The sequence below is a fragment of the Pedobacter sp. BAL39 genome, assembly GCF_000170795.1.
Classification (GTDB): domain Bacteria; phylum Bacteroidota; class Bacteroidia; order Sphingobacteriales; family Sphingobacteriaceae; genus Pedobacter.
Genome location: NZ_ABCM01000001.1, coordinates 263,481 through 281,123, shown reverse-complemented (window position 1 = coordinate 281,123; position 17,643 = coordinate 263,481). Strand labels below are relative to the sequence as shown.

Here is a 17,643-nt window from a genome sequence, read left to right as displayed (position 1 = left end):
CGTTTTTGTGTTTGCTAGCCTTCTTTAATTACTTCTTTGATCTCATAATTGAACGTCCCCTTGATTGGTCGTATGGGCTTGTTTTTGTCGTCGCTTAACACCTTAACATAACAGGACCCGAAATAGAATATAAAAGAAGAGTAGAAGACAAATAGCATGATCAGCACAATTGAGCCCGAGGTGCCATAAATGTTACCGATACCACTCATTGGCAACATTATCCGCAGTATAAATTTTCCGATGGTGAACAGGATTCCGGTAAATATACCCCCATGGATCGCAGATGCCCAGGTCGGGCGGCCATTGGTGAGAAAGCGAAAAAGTATGGTAAACCAGATGGTTACAATTGCCACAAAAAGCAACTGATTTAGAATTGAAAGAAAAAACTTCCCGAATGTCGGCGCTGCATTATTGAGGTATATGCCAATAAATGCCTGAACACTGTCTGTCAGCAATCCTACAAAAAAGAGAATTCCTGCCAGCAGGATGATGATAAAGGAACGCGCCCTCAATTTTAGCGTAAAAAAAAATCCCTGATGGGGTTTCTTGGCGATGGACCAGATCTGATCCATGGAATTTTTAATGACATTAAACAATGTCGTAGCAACGAAAATGAAAAATACAAAGCTCAGCAAGGTTGCATACCACTGGTGGTCAACTGCCCTGATGTTCATGAGGGTTTGCCGGATCTGACTCGTGCTGCTGTCGTCAAGGAGATCAGCCAGTCGCTCAAAAAGCCTGTTCGCAAGTAGCTTCCGGTCAACAAAATATCCAAAAAGCCGAATCAGGATGATCAGTATTGGAGGGATGGCAAAGTTTGCAAAGAAAGCAGTTGCACCAGCCAGACGTAGCGGATCATTATGCTGAAACAACTTAAATGCAGCTCCAAACCTGATGAAAAACAGTTTTATCTTACTGATGATGCTTTTATCCATGCTTAACTTTGTAGTCCTAAAGTCCGAAAATAGTCATTTTTTTTGGTTTACACCGGCCTAAGCTGAAAATTGAAGCGTTCGGAAAAGCCCGTCAATGCAAAAAAACCGAAGCTGTTTCCAGCCCCGGTTCCCAGTTGTTTATGAAATAATAGTTGTGGTGTTAAATTAAAATGCTTCTGGAAGCGACCTTAAAGGTTTCCGCGGAGCTCCTGCTCACGTTCCAGCGACTCAAATAAAGCCTTGAAATTTCCTGCACCGAAGGATTGTGCACCCTTTCTCTGGATGATCTCAAAGAACAGAGTAGGGCGGTCTTCGACAGGTTTTGTGAAAATCTGTAACAGGTAGCCCTCTTCATCGCAGTCTACCAGGATGCCAAGTTCCTTCAGCTGCGCAATCTCCTCGTCGATTTCACCCACACGGTTGGGCATCATGTTATAGTAGGCTTCAGGTGGTGCACTTAAAAACTCAACCCCTCGAGATTTTAACTGCCTTACTGTCGACAAAATATCTTTTGTTGCCACAGCAATGTGCTGCACCCCTTCGCCTTCATAAAATTCTAAATATTCTTCAATCTGAGATTTCTTTTTCCCCTCTGCAGGTTCGTTGATCGGAAATTTTGAAAAACCATTACCATTGCTCATCACCTTGCTCATCAGCGCCGAATATTCGGTGTTGATCTGTTTGTCATCAAAAGAAAGAATGTTGACAAAGCCCATGACATCCTCATACCACTGTACAGTTTCGTTCATCCTGTTCCAGCCTACGTTGCCTACACAATGGTCGATGTACAGCAATCCAGCATCCGATGGCTGGTACTCACTGTTCCAGTCCTGATATCCGGGTAAAAATGTACCGGTATAGTTCTTGCGTTCAATGAACATGTGCACCGTCTCCCCATAAGTATAAATGCCCGACATGCGCACTTCGCCATGCTCGTCCCTTTGGGTGACAGGCTCCAGGTAAGGTCGCGCACCGCGTTTGGTGGTCTCCTCGAAAGCGCTGTACGCATCGTCGACCCATAGCGCAAGTACCTTTACGCCATCGCCATGGTTTTTTACATGCGCCGAAATCGGATGGTCCGACCTCATGGCGGTAGTCAGTACCAGCCTGATTTTTCCCTGCTTTAATACGTATGACGCACGGTCCCGGACTCCGGTCTCTGGTCCCGCATAGGCCAGCGACTGGAAGCCGAATGCTGTCTTATAATAGTGTGCAGCTTGTTTCGCGTTGCCCACGTAAAATTCTATATAATCCGTTCCGTTAATTGGAAGGAAATCCTGCGCCTTGGCTATCTTTTCCGCAAATGTTTGTGTACTCATGATTTCTGTTGAAATGTATGGATGGTCGTTGAATGTTTGGTTATTCGATGTTTTGCTGCCAGCTTTTGTGGTAGCTTTCATCTTCAATGTTGATGGCATCTTCGGTGAGCATCAGCGGCCTGAAGGGATCGATCATGACCGCCAGCTCTTCGGTTTTTTCCTTGCCAATGGATTTCTCCACTGTACCTGGGTGTGGCCCATGTGGAATACCTCCTGGATGTAAAGTGATCTGGCCTTTCACCACACTTTTTCGGCTCATGAAATCGCCGTCTACGTAGTACAATACTTCATCGCTATCGACATTGCTATGGTTGTAGGGCGCAGGGATAGACAGGGGGTGGTAGTCGTACTTACGTGGTACGAAAGAACAGATGACAAAATTGTGCCCTTCGAAAGTCTGGTGTACAGGAGGAGGCTGATGCAGTCGCCCTGTAATCGGTTCAAAATCATGGATCGAAAAGGCCCACGGGTAATGGAAACCGTCCCATCCCACAAAATCGAACGGATGTGTGCCATATGTATATGGATAAATCAGGCCCTGCTTTTTGATGAGTACCTTAAAATCTCCGAAAGCATCTATGGTCTCCAGGTCTGTAGGCCGTTTGATGTCACGTTCACAGTAGGGGGAGTGTTCCATCAGCTGGCCGTACTCATTTCTGTATCTTTTTGGCGAGCGGATTGGGCTGAAGCTCTCCACGATAAACAAGCGGTTTTGCGCTGTATCGAACTCCAGCTGGTAAATGGTCCCACGAGGAACCACCAGGTAGTCGCCATAGGCAAACTCTATCTTTCCAAACCCCGTTTTTAGCGTTCCTGATCCTTCATGAATGAAGATCACTTCGTCAGCCTGACTGTTTTTATAGAAGTAGTCGGTCATCGACTTTCTCGGCGCTGCCAGGGAGATGTGGAGGTCACTGTTGACCAGTACTGCTTTTCTGCTCTCCAGATAGTCGTCTTCGGGTTTGATGTTGAAGCCAATGAGGCTGGTGTGACGCAGGTGTTTCTCGCGCGCAATTTTGGGCTCGACAGAATACGGCTCTCCCAACGACTTAACTATTGTTGGCGGGTGGCAATGGTAGACAAGCGAATATAAGCTTGAGAACCCTTCGGTGGAAACCAGCTCCTCGGCGTATAAATCCCCATCTGGTTTTCTGAAGATGGTGTGACGCTTGGCGGGTATGGTTCCTAAAGTATGATAAATAGGCATAACTTAGGTGGATTTGGTTAGAATAGTAAGGATAACAGGAACAACGTCGCAGACGTTTTACCTTAAATAGCGGGAACTGCTATGTAGAATGCTATATGGAGTACTGGGCAAAGATGAGCTTGGAAAGCATCGCATACCTGAAAGCAGCCAATGCTTGTTTGGCAACCTGATCCTGATATAGTAGTTGATGGTTCATCTTTTACGTCAGCTAAATTAATGAAATATTTTTTTAATCAACAAACATTGCCACAGATATATCTGCAGGTATATTTTTATCTACCGCTTTGGCTTTATTTTCTATAGCTTTGAACTAGTCATAAAAAATAACTGAATATATGAAGCTTGTATCTTACAAAACGGAAGACATAGAACACCTGGGTGTTTTTGTAAACGGACATATCTACAACCTGAATTCCTGTGATAAACTGCTGCCTGATGAGATGAATGCATTCCTGCAGGGAGGAACGGAATTAATGGGCCGTGCGAAAAAGATCGATGCACAGATCAAAGCGGGAGACATACAGCCGAAAGAAGAGGCCTTTTACGAACTGCTGGCACCGATTCCTCATCCTACCTCCTGCAGGGATGGCTATGCTTTCCGCCAGCACGTGGCAGCGGCCCGCAGAAACCGAAAAGTAGAAATGATCGCCGAATTTGACCAATATCCAATCTTCTACTTTACCAATCACAATGCCATTCAGGGGCCTGGTGAAATTGAATGTATGCCTGATCATTTCCAGAAGCTCGACTTTGAGCTGGAGGTGGCCATTGTGATCGGCAAAAAAGGCAGGAACATCACCGCTGCAGAGGCAGATGATTATATAGCCGGATACATGATCATGAACGACATGAGCGCCAGAACGCTGCAGATGGAAGAAATGCTGCTCAACCTGGGGCCTGCAAAAGGGAAAGATTTTTCTACCGTAATCGGCCCCTGGCTGGTCACACCTGATGAGCTGGAGGTCTATAAAACAGCGGCTAAGTCTGGGCATACCGGCATCAGCTACAACCTGGAGATGAAATGCCTGGTCAATGGGCAACAGGTATCTTCGGGAAACATGGCCGATATGGATTGGACCTTTGCCGAAATTATAGAACGATGTGCCTATGGTGCTGACATTCTTCCTGGTGATGTGATCGGCTCCGGAACAGTGGGCACGGGATGTTTCCTGGAACTCAACGGCACGGGATTGCTGAATGAGCCTGATTTTAAACCTCAGTGGTTACAGGATGGCGATGTGGTGGAGATGGAAATTACAGGTCTTGGCCACCTCAGCAACACCATCAGGAAGGCCGATACCACATTCTCTATCCTTGATCTGAAGAAAAAATAAGATGCTGACGATTGATGTAAGTACCCTCGGCCCGGCGCAACTGCAGAATTACCTTCAGTATGCCATCGCGCCGAGGCCTATATGTTTTGCAACGACCATTGACCTCGACGGCCAAGTAAACCTGAGCCCCTTTAGCTTTTTCAACCTGTTTAGTACTAACCCGCCATTGTGCATCTTTTCACCCGCACGTAGGGTGAGGGACAATACGACTAAACATACACTGGAAAATGTGCTCCAGGTAAAAGAATGTGTCATCAACATCGTCAATTATTCCATGGTGCAGCAGATGAGCCTCAGCAGCACGGAATATGCGAAAGGGATTAACGAGTTTGAAAAAGCCGGATTTACCATGCTGCCTTCCGATCTGGTCAGGCCACCGCGTGTGGCTGAAGCGCCGGTGCAGATGGAATGTACCATTACTGAGGTCATTCAGCTCGGTGAACGCCCCGGCGCAGGAAACCTCATCCTCGCAGAAATCAAAAGGATACACATCCATGAGGACATCCTCGATGAGGAGGGCAAAATCGATCAGGTGAAAATTGACCTGGTGGCAAGGCTGGGAGGCGACTGGTATTGCCGGGTGACACCTGAAAACCTGTTTAAGGTGGCCAAGCCTTTAACTACACTGGGCATCGGCGTCGATGCACTGCCTAAACAGGTCAGGCATTCCATGGTGCTCACCGGCAACGACCTGGGCATCCTCGGAAATGTGGAAGAGCTGCCTTCTGATGACGACGTGGACGCAATGCGCACCATGCATCAGGTCAAGGAGGTGCTGGATGCCACCATCGGCGATGCTGTAAACCGTGAACGTGAACTGCATGAGCTGGCGCAATTGCTCCTCAGAAATGGAAATGTGGCGGATGCGTTGAAGATTGTACTATTATAAAGGAACTAAAGGATGCTCACGATCTTCATGAACCGCTTCTTGTAGAAACCTTCATTGAGGCTCGTGATCGTCACGCCTTTTTTGTTGCCCGATGAAGAGTGGATAAACTTGATCTCATCACCATCGATGGAATACACAATGCCCACATGCCCGGCGCGGCGAACACGGCTGTTGGTGCCTGTAAAGATGATCACATCACCAATACGGGCATCTTCCAGTTTCTTTGCCTCACCTTTTGTGGCGAACTCCCTTGACGAGCGTGGTACCCTGAAGCCAAAATTCTGAAATACATAACTCACAAAACCGGAGCAGTCAAAACCAACCTTAGGGTTGCTGGATGCATAACGATAAGGGATGCCAATCATGGACTTCGCAAAATCGAGCAGCCTGTTGGTGGACCTTGCTTCTGAAGGTGCCTCAGTAGGCAGGTGTTTCATGAGGTTGGACACCATCTCCTGATACTGGAGCGGGATTGCATTTTGTGCTTTACCGGTAAAAGCACATAAAACCAGGACAATGAATAAAACAGGGACTTTTTTCATATCAATGTGCTAAAGATATTATAAAAATCCTTAGCACATGTATAATGTTGATAACTTGATGATTACGGCGTTGTTACCGCCACAGGGATGATTTTCCCGTTGAAAAACCGGTGCCCTGTACGGGCAAAGTCGGCCACATACTTGCCCATTTCAAATGCCATTACCGGCGACTGGTATCCGGGGAAGGCCTGCTCCAGCATTTCTGTTTGTGCGGAGCCCAGGGCCAGGCAGTTCACCTTAATGCCAGTTTCTGCAAGCTCAAAGGCCAAACATTCTGTCAGCGTATGTAATGCCGCCTTGCTGGAAGAGTAGGCCGCCAGCCCGGGGAATTTTACACTGCCCTGAAAGCCGCCCATACTGCCGATGTTGACAATATGGCTCCCTGCAGTCATCAAGGGAACCAGGTGTTTGATCATATTGAAATGGCCCATCACATTGCTTTCCAGCATCTCAAAGAGTTCTGCGCTGGAAGTTTCCATAAAGGGCTTGTTGATCAGTGCCCCTGCATTGTTGATCAGAATGTCGACTGTCCCCAGCCGTTCCTTCAGGAAGGGCATCAATGCCGCATAGTCGTCATTGACAATGTCAAATTCTACCGGAAGCAAGTTGCAGTCCGGGTTGATCCCTCTGGCAATCTCCAGGAGCTTGCGCAGCTTGTCTGCGGACCGTGCGATGCACACAATCGTATTGGTGTTCTGTAACGATAATTCTAAAGCAGCTTCAAAGCCGATGCCGCTGCTGGCGCCTGTTAGTACAATGTTCATTTAATCTTCTTCTGTAATCAATTGACTTACCGGATTCTGGATCACATGTAAGCCGTCGTTAATGAGTTTCTGGTATTCTGTTTCTGTCGCAGCCTTGAGCTCCAGATAGATGCGTACTTCTTTTTCGAGCTGCGGATGGATCGCCTTATGATAAAGGATCTCCAGGATTTCCATCGAGGCCAGCCAATCCTGCCTGAAGCTGGTCTTCAGCAGTTCAAAGTAACCGCCCAGGCTGGATACATCGCCCTTTCCTTCGCGGATATTGCGGATCTCCCGGTAGATGTGATGCAGCTCCTGCGTGGCCGCATCATAGGTAACCTTGTGGGTATGCTGATCGCTCACATGGGTAAGCTCTTCGTAAGCGTCCTTGTCGGCAGCACCATTGAATACTGATACAATCTTTTCTCCTACAGCCATATCATATACTCCCCATTCCGGCTGGAACAGGACGTTGCCGTTAGCCTCTTTCAATGTACAATCTTCAAAACCAATAAGGATGAGCTTACCTTCATGGTGACGGGTATACCTTGCAATGCCCTGTACGCTGATGCCGCTTGCAAATGTCAGGCTCGCTCGCTCATCTATGGTTATTCCTGCCTCCAACAGCTGCGTGTTGCTGTAGTGTTCAAGTGCTACTGTGGCCCCAAGAAGCCTGCCCACTGGTGATGAAAAGCCATCTTTATGCTCGTGTTTGCCATGGCCCTCCAGCTGTTTGTCGCCGGCAGCAAGCGCAGAAGGCCCCTTGGTCCTGATGAAGGTCAGCTGATCATCCTGATCAATGCCGATATCGGTAAATATTCCTGTAACCTGCAAGCCGGAGCTGTAAACCGCAGTAGCAGGGTTCTTACACTCCATTGCCTTCACCAGACTCTCCGTACCACCCCGCCTGAATGCCATCGTATCGGCAAACTGTTCCAGTACATCGATGAGGTTCTGGAAGGTTTCCGTCACAAACAGCTGTGGTTGTGTTTTGGTGATGTCATAAGGGTGATTGATGGCATCAATCGTATAAGGGAGCTTTGGTACATCACTTTTCATACAGCTGGAGCTCTCGCCGATAGAGGAAAGGAGGCCCGCACCGTAGATTTTGGGATCCTCAAGGGTGCCGATCAGGCCATATTCTACTGTCCACCAGTGCAGGCGGCCCAGTAGGGCCATCTCAGAAGGTTCGCCCATGTTTTCCGAAATCTGCTGCAGTAATTTTTCTGCCCTGGCGATCTCCACCTCATTGGCATCCACCGCTTCTTTCAGGATGGACAGGTTACGAATGGCTTCATATAGCTCAAAATCGCGCGCAGAAAACATAGCCCTGGCGCCGATGGAGCCAAAGTAGCTGAGGTAGCTGTTGTAGTCGGCATCAGCAATAATGGGTGCATGTCCCGCCGATTCATGGATGATGTCTGGTGCTGGCGTGTACTGAATGTGGTTGATCTGCCTGATATCGGCTGCAATCACCAGCACATGATAGGCCTGGTATTCCATAAATGCCGCAGGGGGGATAAACCCATCTACTGTTACTGCGCCCCAGCCAATTTTGCCGAGGTTGTCGTTCATGGTCTGCAGATCGGGGATGTATTCTATGCTCAATCCCGCCCGTTGCAAGCCTTTGATGTAGGGATAAAAAGCAACCTGTTTCAGGTAGCTGTAATTCTGGCGCATCACATAACGCCATACTGCCTGATCAATAGGCGTATATTTTTCGTAGTGCTGCTCTACAATAAACTGCCTCAGATGCCGGGGCAGCTTTGCAACATGAGGATTGTTAAAATCATTAAATGTGCTCATTACCTGGGTAGAATTTGGTATTGCAGCCAAGTTACTGAAATCCTGTATTTCGGTGTTAGTCCCGGCGCCTTATTGTTGAAATTAATCTTCCACACAGGCGCCGATGTTATTTTTTAACCTTGAACGAGAAATGTTTCTGCGAGAAATAGCTGAAAACGGCGAGCAGCAGTGTGATGAGCATCTTCGATGGCGTAGCGTAAAAGCCGAAACCCTCGACCAATAGTTTCAGCAGGGCCAGGTTGAGAAGTACATTGGTTGCCACTATTGATGCATACCGGAACAATTGAATGCGCCCCTTCAGATCAGATTGTGTAAACACGAGGTACTTGTTGAGCATGAAGCCGATGATGAAAGTCAGCACAGACTCTATCGCCAGCGCTGCAACGGGGGCCGTAATCATTTTAGGCAATACCGGAACATCAAGATAAATGTCTTTCTGCTGCAGTACCCAGTTGTACACAATGTAATAGATGACAATGGATGAGCCGGCCGTAGTTCCGCCCGAAAACAGGTAACGGAAGGTATGCAGGGGGAGCCATTTGGAAAACGGGGGATAAAAGAAGTCAATGATCTTCAATAAAGCTTTCCGCATGCTTTATCTGGCAGTTAATTTATTGTCGATCATTCTATTGGTATACTGTTGTATAAATGCTTTCAGGTGTTTCTCCATATCTTTTGCCACTTCTGGTTCTTCATTCAGCAGGTTGATCTTATTCAGCCGGTCTGTTTTCAGGTTATACAGGGAGATGTTTCTTTTTCCGTCATTGCTCAGGAAGTAGTCGCCTTGATAAAAACTGAAGGTCCCATCGTTGTTGTTCACCACAAAGTTATCTGTTCTTTTGTTAAATGCATCAAAACCGAGCGCAAAATATGGCTTATCATAATTTAAATAGTTCAGCACCGTTGGCATGATGTCGATCTGCTGCACCAGCTTGTCTGTTTTTCCTTTGAGGTCTCCGCCGGGATAATAGAAGACGATCGGAATGGAGAAATAACCTGGGGTAGTCTGATATTCAGGGAAATGTGATACCGTAGCATGGTCTGCACACAGGACGAACAGCGTATTTTTAAACCAGGGCATGATCGACGCCGTTTGGAAGAACTTACGCAGTGCCATGTCTGTATAACCCAACGTTTCCTGTACTGGAAGTGGTCCTTTGGGGAATTTTCCCTGGTATTCCTCCGGGAGCCGGAAGGGGTGGTGGGATGAAAGTGAAAAGAAACTGCTGAAGAAAGGTTGCTTCAGGGTGTTCATCGTATGTGCCATATACTGCATAAAGGGCTCATCCCAGATACCCCAGGTACCATCACTGTCCCCTTCTTTCTGGTATTCATTCTGCCCGAAATATTTCTTGATGCCCGCGAGATGCGTGTAGGACGAAAATCCCATAGAGCCGTTGGGTGCACCATGAAAAAATGCCGTTTCGTAACCTTTCTCCCCCAACAGCTGCGCGATGCTGGTCGTTTTGTTGCCAGAATAGATAGAAAGGACAAAAGGCTCTGCAATAGAAGGTACCCCGGTGATTACTGATGGCAAGGCATCAATAGACTTACGTCCGTTCGCATAAGTATGACTAAAGGTGAAACTCTCCCCAATCAGCGAATCAATGAAGGGTGTATAACCTTTGTACTTGCCGTTCATCATGTCCTTATTGAGGCTGCCCACATGCTCCTTACCCAGGCTTTCGATGATGAGAAAGACCACATTCAGTTTCTTGAACGGTCCTTTTCCTTCCGGCTGATGGATGGGATTGTAAATCGTGTTGAGTGTTTTTTGGTCAAAGGTATTGATGGGGTGGAGCTTTGATGCCTTCAGCGTCCTGAAAATAGCAAATGGTGTGTTGAGTACCAGACTCATCTGATCAGGGGTGTCTACATACTCACCTGCATTACTCAGCGTAATCGGTCTGGTGCCAAAACCCCAGCCACCACGTACGCCGGTAATGCAAAGCACCGCAATACCAAGCATGAGCACCAGGTGGAAAACGCCGGTGGCCCAGTTGAAGTTGGTTTCTTTTTTTATTTTAACCCGATCATATAGCTTGATGAACAGCCATATGAAGAGGATCAGCAGAATGAAAAGATACCAATAGTCCTTGCTGAAGTCTACCAGCAGTTTGAATTTGTTTTGCTCATTGCTGAACTGGCTGAATACCGTGGCAGTCGTCCGTTTCAGCGTGTACCGGTAATAGGCAAAGTCAATGAAATTGGAAATGATGCCTATACTGTTGGCGATGATAAAAAGCCATTTTGCAAACTGCTGATAACCGTCACGGTAACGGAAAGAAAAAGGGATCACATTCATCAGCAGGTATACCGAGTTGATGTAGATCAGCGCGGAAACATCGAACTTCAATCCCCCATAGAGGATGTACAGGTATTTCGGAACCGTGATGTCATGAAACAGCGATTGATTGGACAGGTAGAAGCCCAGGCGGCATAACGTATAAAAAAATAATAAGATCAGAAACCGGTAAGCCAGTGCCACATATAGGTTGACTGCTTTTGCGTCGTTTATTTTCAAGGTCTTGAATTTAGCGCCGCAAATTTAAGTATTGGTAATGATTTGTTGATACTAAATTAACATTGAAAGCCTGCGTGTTTAAGAATATGACTTGTAAAAGATGATTACCGGGCCACGAAGTCGATCACGGCACTGTAGCGGTACTGGCGGTGCGGTTGTATGCTGACACCCACCGTATTGAGTTTGGTGCTGCTGTTCAGGATCACCTTACGGTGGCCGAAGTTGGGTACGCCCTTATCCAGCAGCAGCATGCATACATTGGCCAACCCGGATCTGAAACCAAAAGCTAGATTTTCCGCATTAGACCTTTTGGGGTAGGCCTTCCCGATACGTACATTGGCGGTGCGGCCATCGCTGGAGTTATGGCCTGCAAAATTGTTTTTGTTCATGTCGCGCCCATGTTGCCTGGATACGATGCTTAGTGCCTCATCAGGCCATAGGACCGGAAGTCCTTTTGTAGCAGAAAGGTCTCTTTGCAGCGTTCTGTAGTAGTTGTCAGTCCTGCTGATCCTCATTTCACTGTAATTGCTGTACTGTCGCATCTCCTCATTGTGCTGATCTACGAAATCCTGAAAATAGGTTTCAAAGAAACGTTCGCCATCCATGCGTGCAAGGTTCATATAAATGACGATGTCTTTTTCTTCTCCTGTGAGGTAACTGGCATCACCGGCAGTATTGGCCATGCGCAGCTCTTCCTTAGTCCACGAATCGGAAGGGTCCTGTGCCGCCGCATTCAAGGATGAAAATAAGGAAAAGATAGCTACAAGGATGATGGATGTCATTTTCATATTGGCATTAACGCAAAATGAAGGCCAGATGGTATGCCGGCAAAAATAAAGAATCCCTGATGCCGGCTGTTTCTTTTGCCGGAGTCAGGGATTCGGATGAGCTAAAACCTAGGTTTCAGCTGTATGTGTTAAACTAGTGAAGCAGGTTTTTCCAGCTTACCTTGCTGGCAATCAATGTCTCCAGATGTTCGATTTCTATACGTTGCTGTTCCATGCTGTCGCGATGGCGGACAGTAACGGTATTGTCTTCAAGGGTCTGGTGGTCTACCGTTACGCAGAAAGGCGTACCGATGGCGTCCTGTCTTCTGTAGCGTTTACCAATCGCATCTTTCTCCTCATAGATACAGTTGAAGTCAAGCTTCAGGCTGTTCATGATCTCTTTTGCCTTTTCCGGCAGCCCGTCTTTTTTAGTCAGCGGGAAGATGGCCACCTTTACTGGTGCCAGGCATGGGTGCAGGCGAAGCAGCGTTCTGCTGTCTTGTTTTTCACCCTCGCTAAGGTCTTCTTCCTCAAAAGCATTGATCATGGTAAGCAGGAACATACGGTCCAGTCCGATGGAAGTTTCAATCACGTAAGGGATGTAGTTTCCATAGGGTTTACCGTCTTCGTTCAGGTCGTTGTCAAAATACTGCATCTTTTTGCCTGAAAACTGCTGGTGTTGCGACAGGTCGAAGTCGGTGCGGCTGTGAATGCCTTCCACTTCCTTGAACCCGAACGGGAACTCAAATTCGATGTCGGTAGCGGCATTGGCATAATGCGCCAGCTTTACGTGATCGTGGAAGCGGTATTTGTCTGCCGGGGTACCCAATGCCTGGTGCCATTTCAGACGTGCTTCTTTCCAGTAGGCAAACCATTTTGCATCTTCTCCCGGGCGCACAAAGAACTGCATCTCCATCTGCTCAAATTCACGCATACGCATGATGAACTGACGGGCGATCACCTCATTCCTGAAGGCCTTTCCAATCTGTGCAATTCCGAAAGGGATCTTCATACGGCCGGTCTTCTGTACGTTCAGGAAGTTGACAAAGATCCCCTGTGCCGTTTCCGGACGCAGATATACTTCCTCAGAACCTTCAGCCATGGCACCAAACTGGGTGCTGAACATCAGGTTGAACTGGCGTACTTCAGTCCAGTTCCTGGTGCCACTCACCGGGCATGCAATTTCATGTTCTTCAATCAGCGTTTTCAGCCTCGGAAGGTCTTCCGCCTGCAGGGCCTGGTCCATGTCCGACTGCAACTGTGCTGCTTTATCTGTTTTTCCGTCTTTCTCATAACGGGCAATTTTATCTTCTAACAGCTGATCGGCACGATAACGTTTTTTGGATTCTTTGTTATCAATCATCGGATCATTGAATCCATCGACGTGGCCGCTCGCTTTCCATACTTTAGGGTGCATAAAGATTGCAGCGTCAATGCCCACAATGTTCTCATGCATTTGTACCATGGCTTTCCACCAGTATGTCTTGATGTTGTTTTTTAGTTCTGAGCCTAATTGTCCGTAATCATATACAGCACTTAGTCCATCGTAAATCTCACTGCTCTGGAATACAAAACCATATTCCTTGGCATGGGAGATTACATTTTTAAATTGTTCGTCGTTAGTGTTCTTTGCCATAATACTGCAAATATATAAGATTAGGAATGATATTGAAGATGATTATTTATTCTCGTAATCTTTTAAGAAACCGCTGCTTTGTATTTTAGAAACCGGCCATTCCTTTTTGAGAACTTAAGTTTTCAATCCTGTTCCCTGCTGTGCTTTTATGCCCAAAATGCTTACTTTTGGACATGAATCAATTGAAGTGGCTGCTGATCGGCTTCACGTTTTTTTTTGTTTCCTGCAGCAACGAGGAACTGCATTGCCTTGTTCTGGAGGATACTACAGCGCTTCGTCAGCTGCTGAACCCCAAAGAGGGAGGATACCCGCTCTTGAGTGCACATCGTGGTGGGCCAATGAAAGGATATCCTGAAAATTGTATCGCCACCTTTGAAAATGCTACCCGTTATCAGCCGGTAATTATCGAGTTTGATGTTGCCCTCAGTAAGGACTCTATCCTGGTAGCCATGCATGATGACCTCCTGGACCGTACCACCAATGGCAGAGGACCTGTCGGCGCAAAAATGTATTCGCAGCTGCAGCAGCTGCGCCTGAAGGATGGGGAGGGCAAGCTCACTTCCTTCGAAATCCCTACCTTAAATGAAGTGCTCCTTTGGGGCAAAAATAAGGTTTTGTTCACGATAGATATCAAAAAAGGAGTTCCCTTTGACCGGGTGATCGACTGCATTCGCGATACAAAAGCGGAAGCCAACTCCATCGTCATTACTTATAATGCGACACAGGCTGCGGAGGTTCATCGCCTGGCTCCAGATCTCATGATTTCGGCCTCTGTGGGCAGTATGGAAGATTTAGTACGACTAAACACGATGGGCGTTCCAAACAAACGCATCGTCGCCTTTGTGGGTATCTCGGAGCCCGGAAAGGCTCTTTTTGATCAGCTTCATCAACTGGGCATTATCTGTATCCTGGGAACGATGGGCAACCTCGACAAACGGGCAGCGGCCAATCCTGATAAAAATATTTATTATAACCTCTTTGCCGGTGGTGCCGACGTGTTGTCGACCGACCGCATTCCTGAAGCTGGTATCGAACTGGATCGCTACAGGAATGATAAAAATCTCAGTTCAGCATACCTAAAAAAGAAATAACGTGAGTATCCAGGTAGATCACATCGCAAAACATTATGGCAGTCAGCATGCAGTAGATGGCATCACTTTCGAGGCCAGACCAGGTAGGATACTTGGCTTTTTAGGGCCTAACGGAGCGGGGAAATCGACCACCATGCGCATGCTCACCGGATACCTGAAACCCAGCTCCGGAACAGCCTCACTCTGCGGTTTTGATACACAGACACAAAGCCTGGAACTGCGCAAGGTCATGGGCTATCTGCCTGAAAATACCCCCTTGTATGCGGATATGTATGTGAAGGAATTCCTGCTTTTTGTAGCCAATACCTACCAGCTCCAGGATCCCAAACAGAAAGTCATACAGACCATCGACCTGGTTGGCCTCGGCATGGAACAGCACAAAAAGATTTCCATGTTGTCGAAAGGCTACAAACAAAGGGTAGGACTTGCGCAGGCCATCATCCACGATCCTAAAGTGCTGATCCTTGATGAGCCTACATCGGGTCTTGATCCGAATCAGCTCAGTGACATCCGCGAACTGATCAGGAAACTGGGCAAAGACAAAACTGTAGTTCTTTCCACACACATCATGCAGGAGGTAGAAGCGCTTTGTGATGATGTCATCATCATCCATAAGGGAAAAATTGTTGCCAATGCATCCATCACTGATCTTAAAAATGAACACAATGGTGATTCGCTGGAAAATATTTTTAGAATTTTAACTAATTGATAATAAGTTTTTTGTTAAACACTTTTTAGGTTTGGCTGACTTTTTGTTTAAGATGTTCAGGATATTTTATCCGTTAAACAGCAAAAACCAAAAAAAATGAAACGTATCTTTTTATTATCCGCAATAGCAGGAATTTTCGCTTTCTCAAGTGCTTCAGCACAAACAAAAGATGTAGCCATGTCTGGCCCTAAGTTAGGTATCGGTGCAGAATTCGCTTTTCCAGTTGGAAACTTCGGTGATGTCTACAATTTAGGTTATGGTGGATCGTTACAGTATCAACACCCGGTTGCGCCAAGCCTGAACCTGACAGCGAGCGCAGGGTATATTAATTTTCAAAGTAAAGATCTTCCTATCATTGGAAAGGTTAATAGCGGAGCAATCCCTGTAAAAGTAGGTGCCAGATATTTTCTTGCTGAAAATATTTTTGTAAATGGTGAGCTTGGTGCCGCGTTTTCAACTGAAGATGGTGGATCGACCGCTTTCGCTTATTCTCCTGGTGTAGGTGTTGAGTTCCCCGTTTCTGACAAAGGAGCTGTTGAATTGGGAGCGCGTTATGAAGGTTGGTCTGCAGATAGCAATACCTCCTCTTTCATTGGCCTGAGATTGGCTTATAACTTCGGTTTGTAGTATCCGCCATATTTTTTAAAAATTTAGAAAGGGCTGTTCATTTTCCAATGAGCAGCCCTTTTTTTGTTGGATACAGGTTTCAGAATGAAGCTGATTCCAGTCATGTTGTTTTGTCTGAAAGAATTAGTATTCAATATGTAACTTTATATAAAATCATAAGACATGGAAAAAGAGATCCCATCCATTCATCCTGAACTCGAAATCGTGACTTCCAGGATTGTCAATGCAGCAAGGCCGAAGGCTTACCTGGCCTGGGCTGACCCAGATCATTTGAAAAACTGGTGGGGGCCGGCCGGTTTCAGCAATACATTTTTTGAATTCGACTTTAAGGTAGGAGGCAGGTGGGACTTCACCATGCACGGTCCCGAAAAAGGGAACTATCAGAATTTATGTGAGTTTACCAGAATCGAAGAACCTTTCCTGATTGCCTGGACAAGAATTTCTAAGCCCCTTTTTGACGTCATCGTCACGTTTGAAGAAATCGATTCAGACACAACCAAAGTTGTTTTCAGACAGGTTTTTAGAACTGCAGAAGAGTGTAATAAGATCAGGCCTTTTGTTGAAGATAAAAATGAAGAGAATATGGATAAACTGGAAGCTGAACTAAAGATCATGTAGATCCTTGGGGTCGAGGTTCGGCCTGTCCATAGCCTTTGTTCTGGCACTGACCGTAAAGCAGCATAATAAATACCGGACTAAAGAGAAACAAAAGATAGACCAAAGAGGGGCACATCGCGCTTTTTGTCTCTGTTTGGTCTCTGTTTAGTCTCTCTTTAGTCTCTCTTTGATGTGTGTGTGTCCAGAACAGTATCAGAACCCTGACCGAACATGGACCGGTGATACGCATCGTTTAGGGTATAGCTTTTCCTGGAATCGACATGATGATCGCCACTCGATAGGTTGAAACTGCAGCGCAATATTGCATTCCTGAACTTAAATTTCTAATATCGCCCTATGATTTCGAGATTAAATAAGCTCCTTATTGGATTTGTAGTGCTATTGGCTGGCCTTGGGGGAAAAGTAAATGCGCAGACTGGCGTTCCACTGGCATCTCCTCAAATTGGTCTGGGCGTTGATGTGGCATTCCCGACAGGTAGTTTTGGTGACGTAGCCAATTATGGTATTGGTGGCTCGCTTTTTTATCAGCACCCCCTAAGCCAGCGGCTGAGCATCACCGGAAATGTGGGCTTCCTACGGTTCCATGGCAAACAGGCCGTGTTGATGAACATCAAATACAGGGAGGGTTTTGTGCCGATCAAGGCTGGATTGAAATACTTCATCGCCGAAAATATATATGCTGCAGCGGAGACAGGAGTCTCCATTTCTACTGCCGACGGCAATGGAACGGGAACAGCATTTGTTTATGTTCCCGGTGCTGGACTGATGTTTCCTGTAAATGGCAGCAGTTCTGTAGAGCTTGGTGTGCGTTATGAAAACTGGGCCAGAAGTGGCGGCACACATTCTTTTATTGGACTAAGGGCCGGATATAATTTTTAATTTTTCTAACTTCGGCG

17 protein-coding genes are annotated in these 17,643 nt (G+C 46.6%); 7 read left to right on the top strand and 10 right to left on the bottom strand.

Annotated elements, in window-relative coordinates; genetic code table 11:
* Positions 1 to 14 precede the first annotated feature (14 nt).
* The 3 genes from PBAL39_RS01305 to PBAL39_RS01295 form a co-directional block, all read right to left on the bottom strand.
* Positions 15 to 935 carry a YihY/virulence factor BrkB family protein gene (locus PBAL39_RS01305; RefSeq protein WP_008237430.1) on the bottom strand — a complete coding sequence of 307 codons (921 nt, stop codon included), beginning with the start codon at positions 933 to 935 and terminating at the stop codon, positions 15 to 17.
* A gap of 188 nt (positions 936 to 1,123) precedes the next feature.
* Positions 1,124 to 2,254, bottom strand: a complete 1,131-nt coding sequence (gene hppD / locus PBAL39_RS01300) for a 4-hydroxyphenylpyruvate dioxygenase (RefSeq protein WP_039865967.1) — start codon at positions 2,252 to 2,254, stop codon at positions 1,124 to 1,126.
* A gap of 40 nt (positions 2,255 to 2,294) precedes the next feature.
* Positions 2,295 to 3,461 (bottom strand): homogentisate 1,2-dioxygenase, encoded by a 1,167-nt coding sequence (locus tag PBAL39_RS01295; RefSeq protein WP_039865898.1) that lies wholly within the window; start codon positions 3,459 to 3,461, stop codon positions 2,295 to 2,297.
* A 335-nt stretch (positions 3,462 to 3,796) separates the two neighbouring features.
* Here PBAL39_RS01295 and PBAL39_RS01290 point away from each other — a divergent pair, with 335 nt between their 5' ends.
* Together PBAL39_RS01290 and PBAL39_RS01285 are read left to right on the top strand one after the other, a co-directional pair.
* Entirely contained in the window at positions 3,797 to 4,795 is a 999-nt protein-coding gene (locus PBAL39_RS01290) for a fumarylacetoacetate hydrolase family protein (protein ID WP_008237426.1), read from the top strand.
* Position 4,796: 1 nt separating this feature from the next.
* Positions 4,797 to 5,684, top strand: coding sequence for a flavin reductase family protein (locus tag PBAL39_RS01285; RefSeq protein WP_008237425.1), 888 nt, complete (start codon positions 4,797 to 4,799; stop codon positions 5,682 to 5,684).
* A gap of 5 nt (positions 5,685 to 5,689) precedes the next feature.
* Here PBAL39_RS01285 and PBAL39_RS01280 read toward each other — a convergent pair whose 3' ends face one another.
* The 7 genes from PBAL39_RS01280 to PBAL39_RS01250 form a co-directional block, all read right to left on the bottom strand.
* On the bottom strand, positions 5,690 to 6,226 hold the full coding sequence (locus PBAL39_RS01280) for a C40 family peptidase (protein WP_008237424.1): 537 nt from the start codon (positions 6,224 to 6,226) through the stop codon (positions 5,690 to 5,692).
* A gap of 62 nt (positions 6,227 to 6,288) precedes the next feature.
* Positions 6,289 to 6,990 carry an SDR family oxidoreductase gene (locus PBAL39_RS01275; protein WP_008237423.1) on the bottom strand — a complete coding sequence of 234 codons (702 nt, stop codon included), beginning with the start codon at positions 6,988 to 6,990 and terminating at the stop codon, positions 6,289 to 6,291.
* Positions 6,991 to 8,775: an aromatic amino acid hydroxylase gene (locus tag PBAL39_RS01270; protein ID WP_008237422.1), complete on the bottom strand. Its 1,785-nt coding sequence runs from the start codon at positions 8,773 to 8,775 to the stop codon at positions 6,991 to 6,993.
* 106 nt (positions 8,776 to 8,881) lie between these two features.
* Positions 8,882 to 9,367, bottom strand: a complete 486-nt coding sequence (locus PBAL39_RS01265) for a GtrA family protein (protein WP_008237420.1) — start codon at positions 9,365 to 9,367, stop codon at positions 8,882 to 8,884.
* A 3-nt stretch (positions 9,368 to 9,370) separates the two neighbouring features.
* Entirely contained in the window at positions 9,371 to 11,299 is a 1,929-nt protein-coding gene (locus PBAL39_RS01260; RefSeq protein ID WP_008237417.1) for an LTA synthase family protein, read from the bottom strand.
* 104 nt (positions 11,300 to 11,403) lie between these two features.
* Positions 11,404 to 12,087: a CAP domain-containing protein gene (locus PBAL39_RS01255; protein ID WP_008237415.1), complete on the bottom strand. Its 684-nt coding sequence runs from the start codon at positions 12,085 to 12,087 to the stop codon at positions 11,404 to 11,406.
* Positions 12,088 to 12,220: 133 nt separating this feature from the next.
* Positions 12,221 to 13,702, bottom strand: coding sequence for a glycine--tRNA ligase (locus PBAL39_RS01250; protein ID WP_008237410.1), 1,482 nt, complete (start codon positions 13,700 to 13,702; stop codon positions 12,221 to 12,223).
* A gap of 173 nt (positions 13,703 to 13,875) precedes the next feature.
* On the opposite strand from PBAL39_RS01250, the gene PBAL39_RS01245 reads away from it, so the two are divergent.
* From PBAL39_RS01245 to PBAL39_RS01225, 5 genes are all read left to right on the top strand, one after another.
* Complete coding sequence (locus PBAL39_RS01245) at positions 13,876 to 14,793, top strand: glycerophosphodiester phosphodiesterase family protein (protein WP_008237407.1); 918 nt, start codon at positions 13,876 to 13,878, stop codon at positions 14,791 to 14,793.
* 1 nt (position 14,794) lies between these two features.
* On the top strand, positions 14,795 to 15,502 hold the full coding sequence (locus PBAL39_RS01240; protein ID WP_008237399.1) for an ATP-binding cassette domain-containing protein: 708 nt from the start codon (positions 14,795 to 14,797) through the stop codon (positions 15,500 to 15,502).
* A gap of 96 nt (positions 15,503 to 15,598) precedes the next feature.
* Positions 15,599 to 16,129: an outer membrane beta-barrel protein gene (locus tag PBAL39_RS01235; protein ID WP_008237397.1), complete on the top strand. Its 531-nt coding sequence runs from the start codon at positions 15,599 to 15,601 to the stop codon at positions 16,127 to 16,129.
* A gap of 162 nt (positions 16,130 to 16,291) precedes the next feature.
* The gene (locus PBAL39_RS01230; protein ID WP_008237393.1) at positions 16,292 to 16,747 is read left to right on the top strand and encodes an SRPBCC family protein; all 456 of its coding nucleotides are present in this window, start codon (positions 16,292 to 16,294) and stop codon (positions 16,745 to 16,747) included.
* 336 nt (positions 16,748 to 17,083) lie between these two features.
* The gene (locus tag PBAL39_RS01225; RefSeq protein WP_008237392.1) at positions 17,084 to 17,626 is read left to right on the top strand and encodes an outer membrane beta-barrel protein; all 543 of its coding nucleotides are present in this window, start codon (positions 17,084 to 17,086) and stop codon (positions 17,624 to 17,626) included.
* The last annotated feature ends 17 nt before the right edge of the window (positions 17,627 to 17,643 follow it).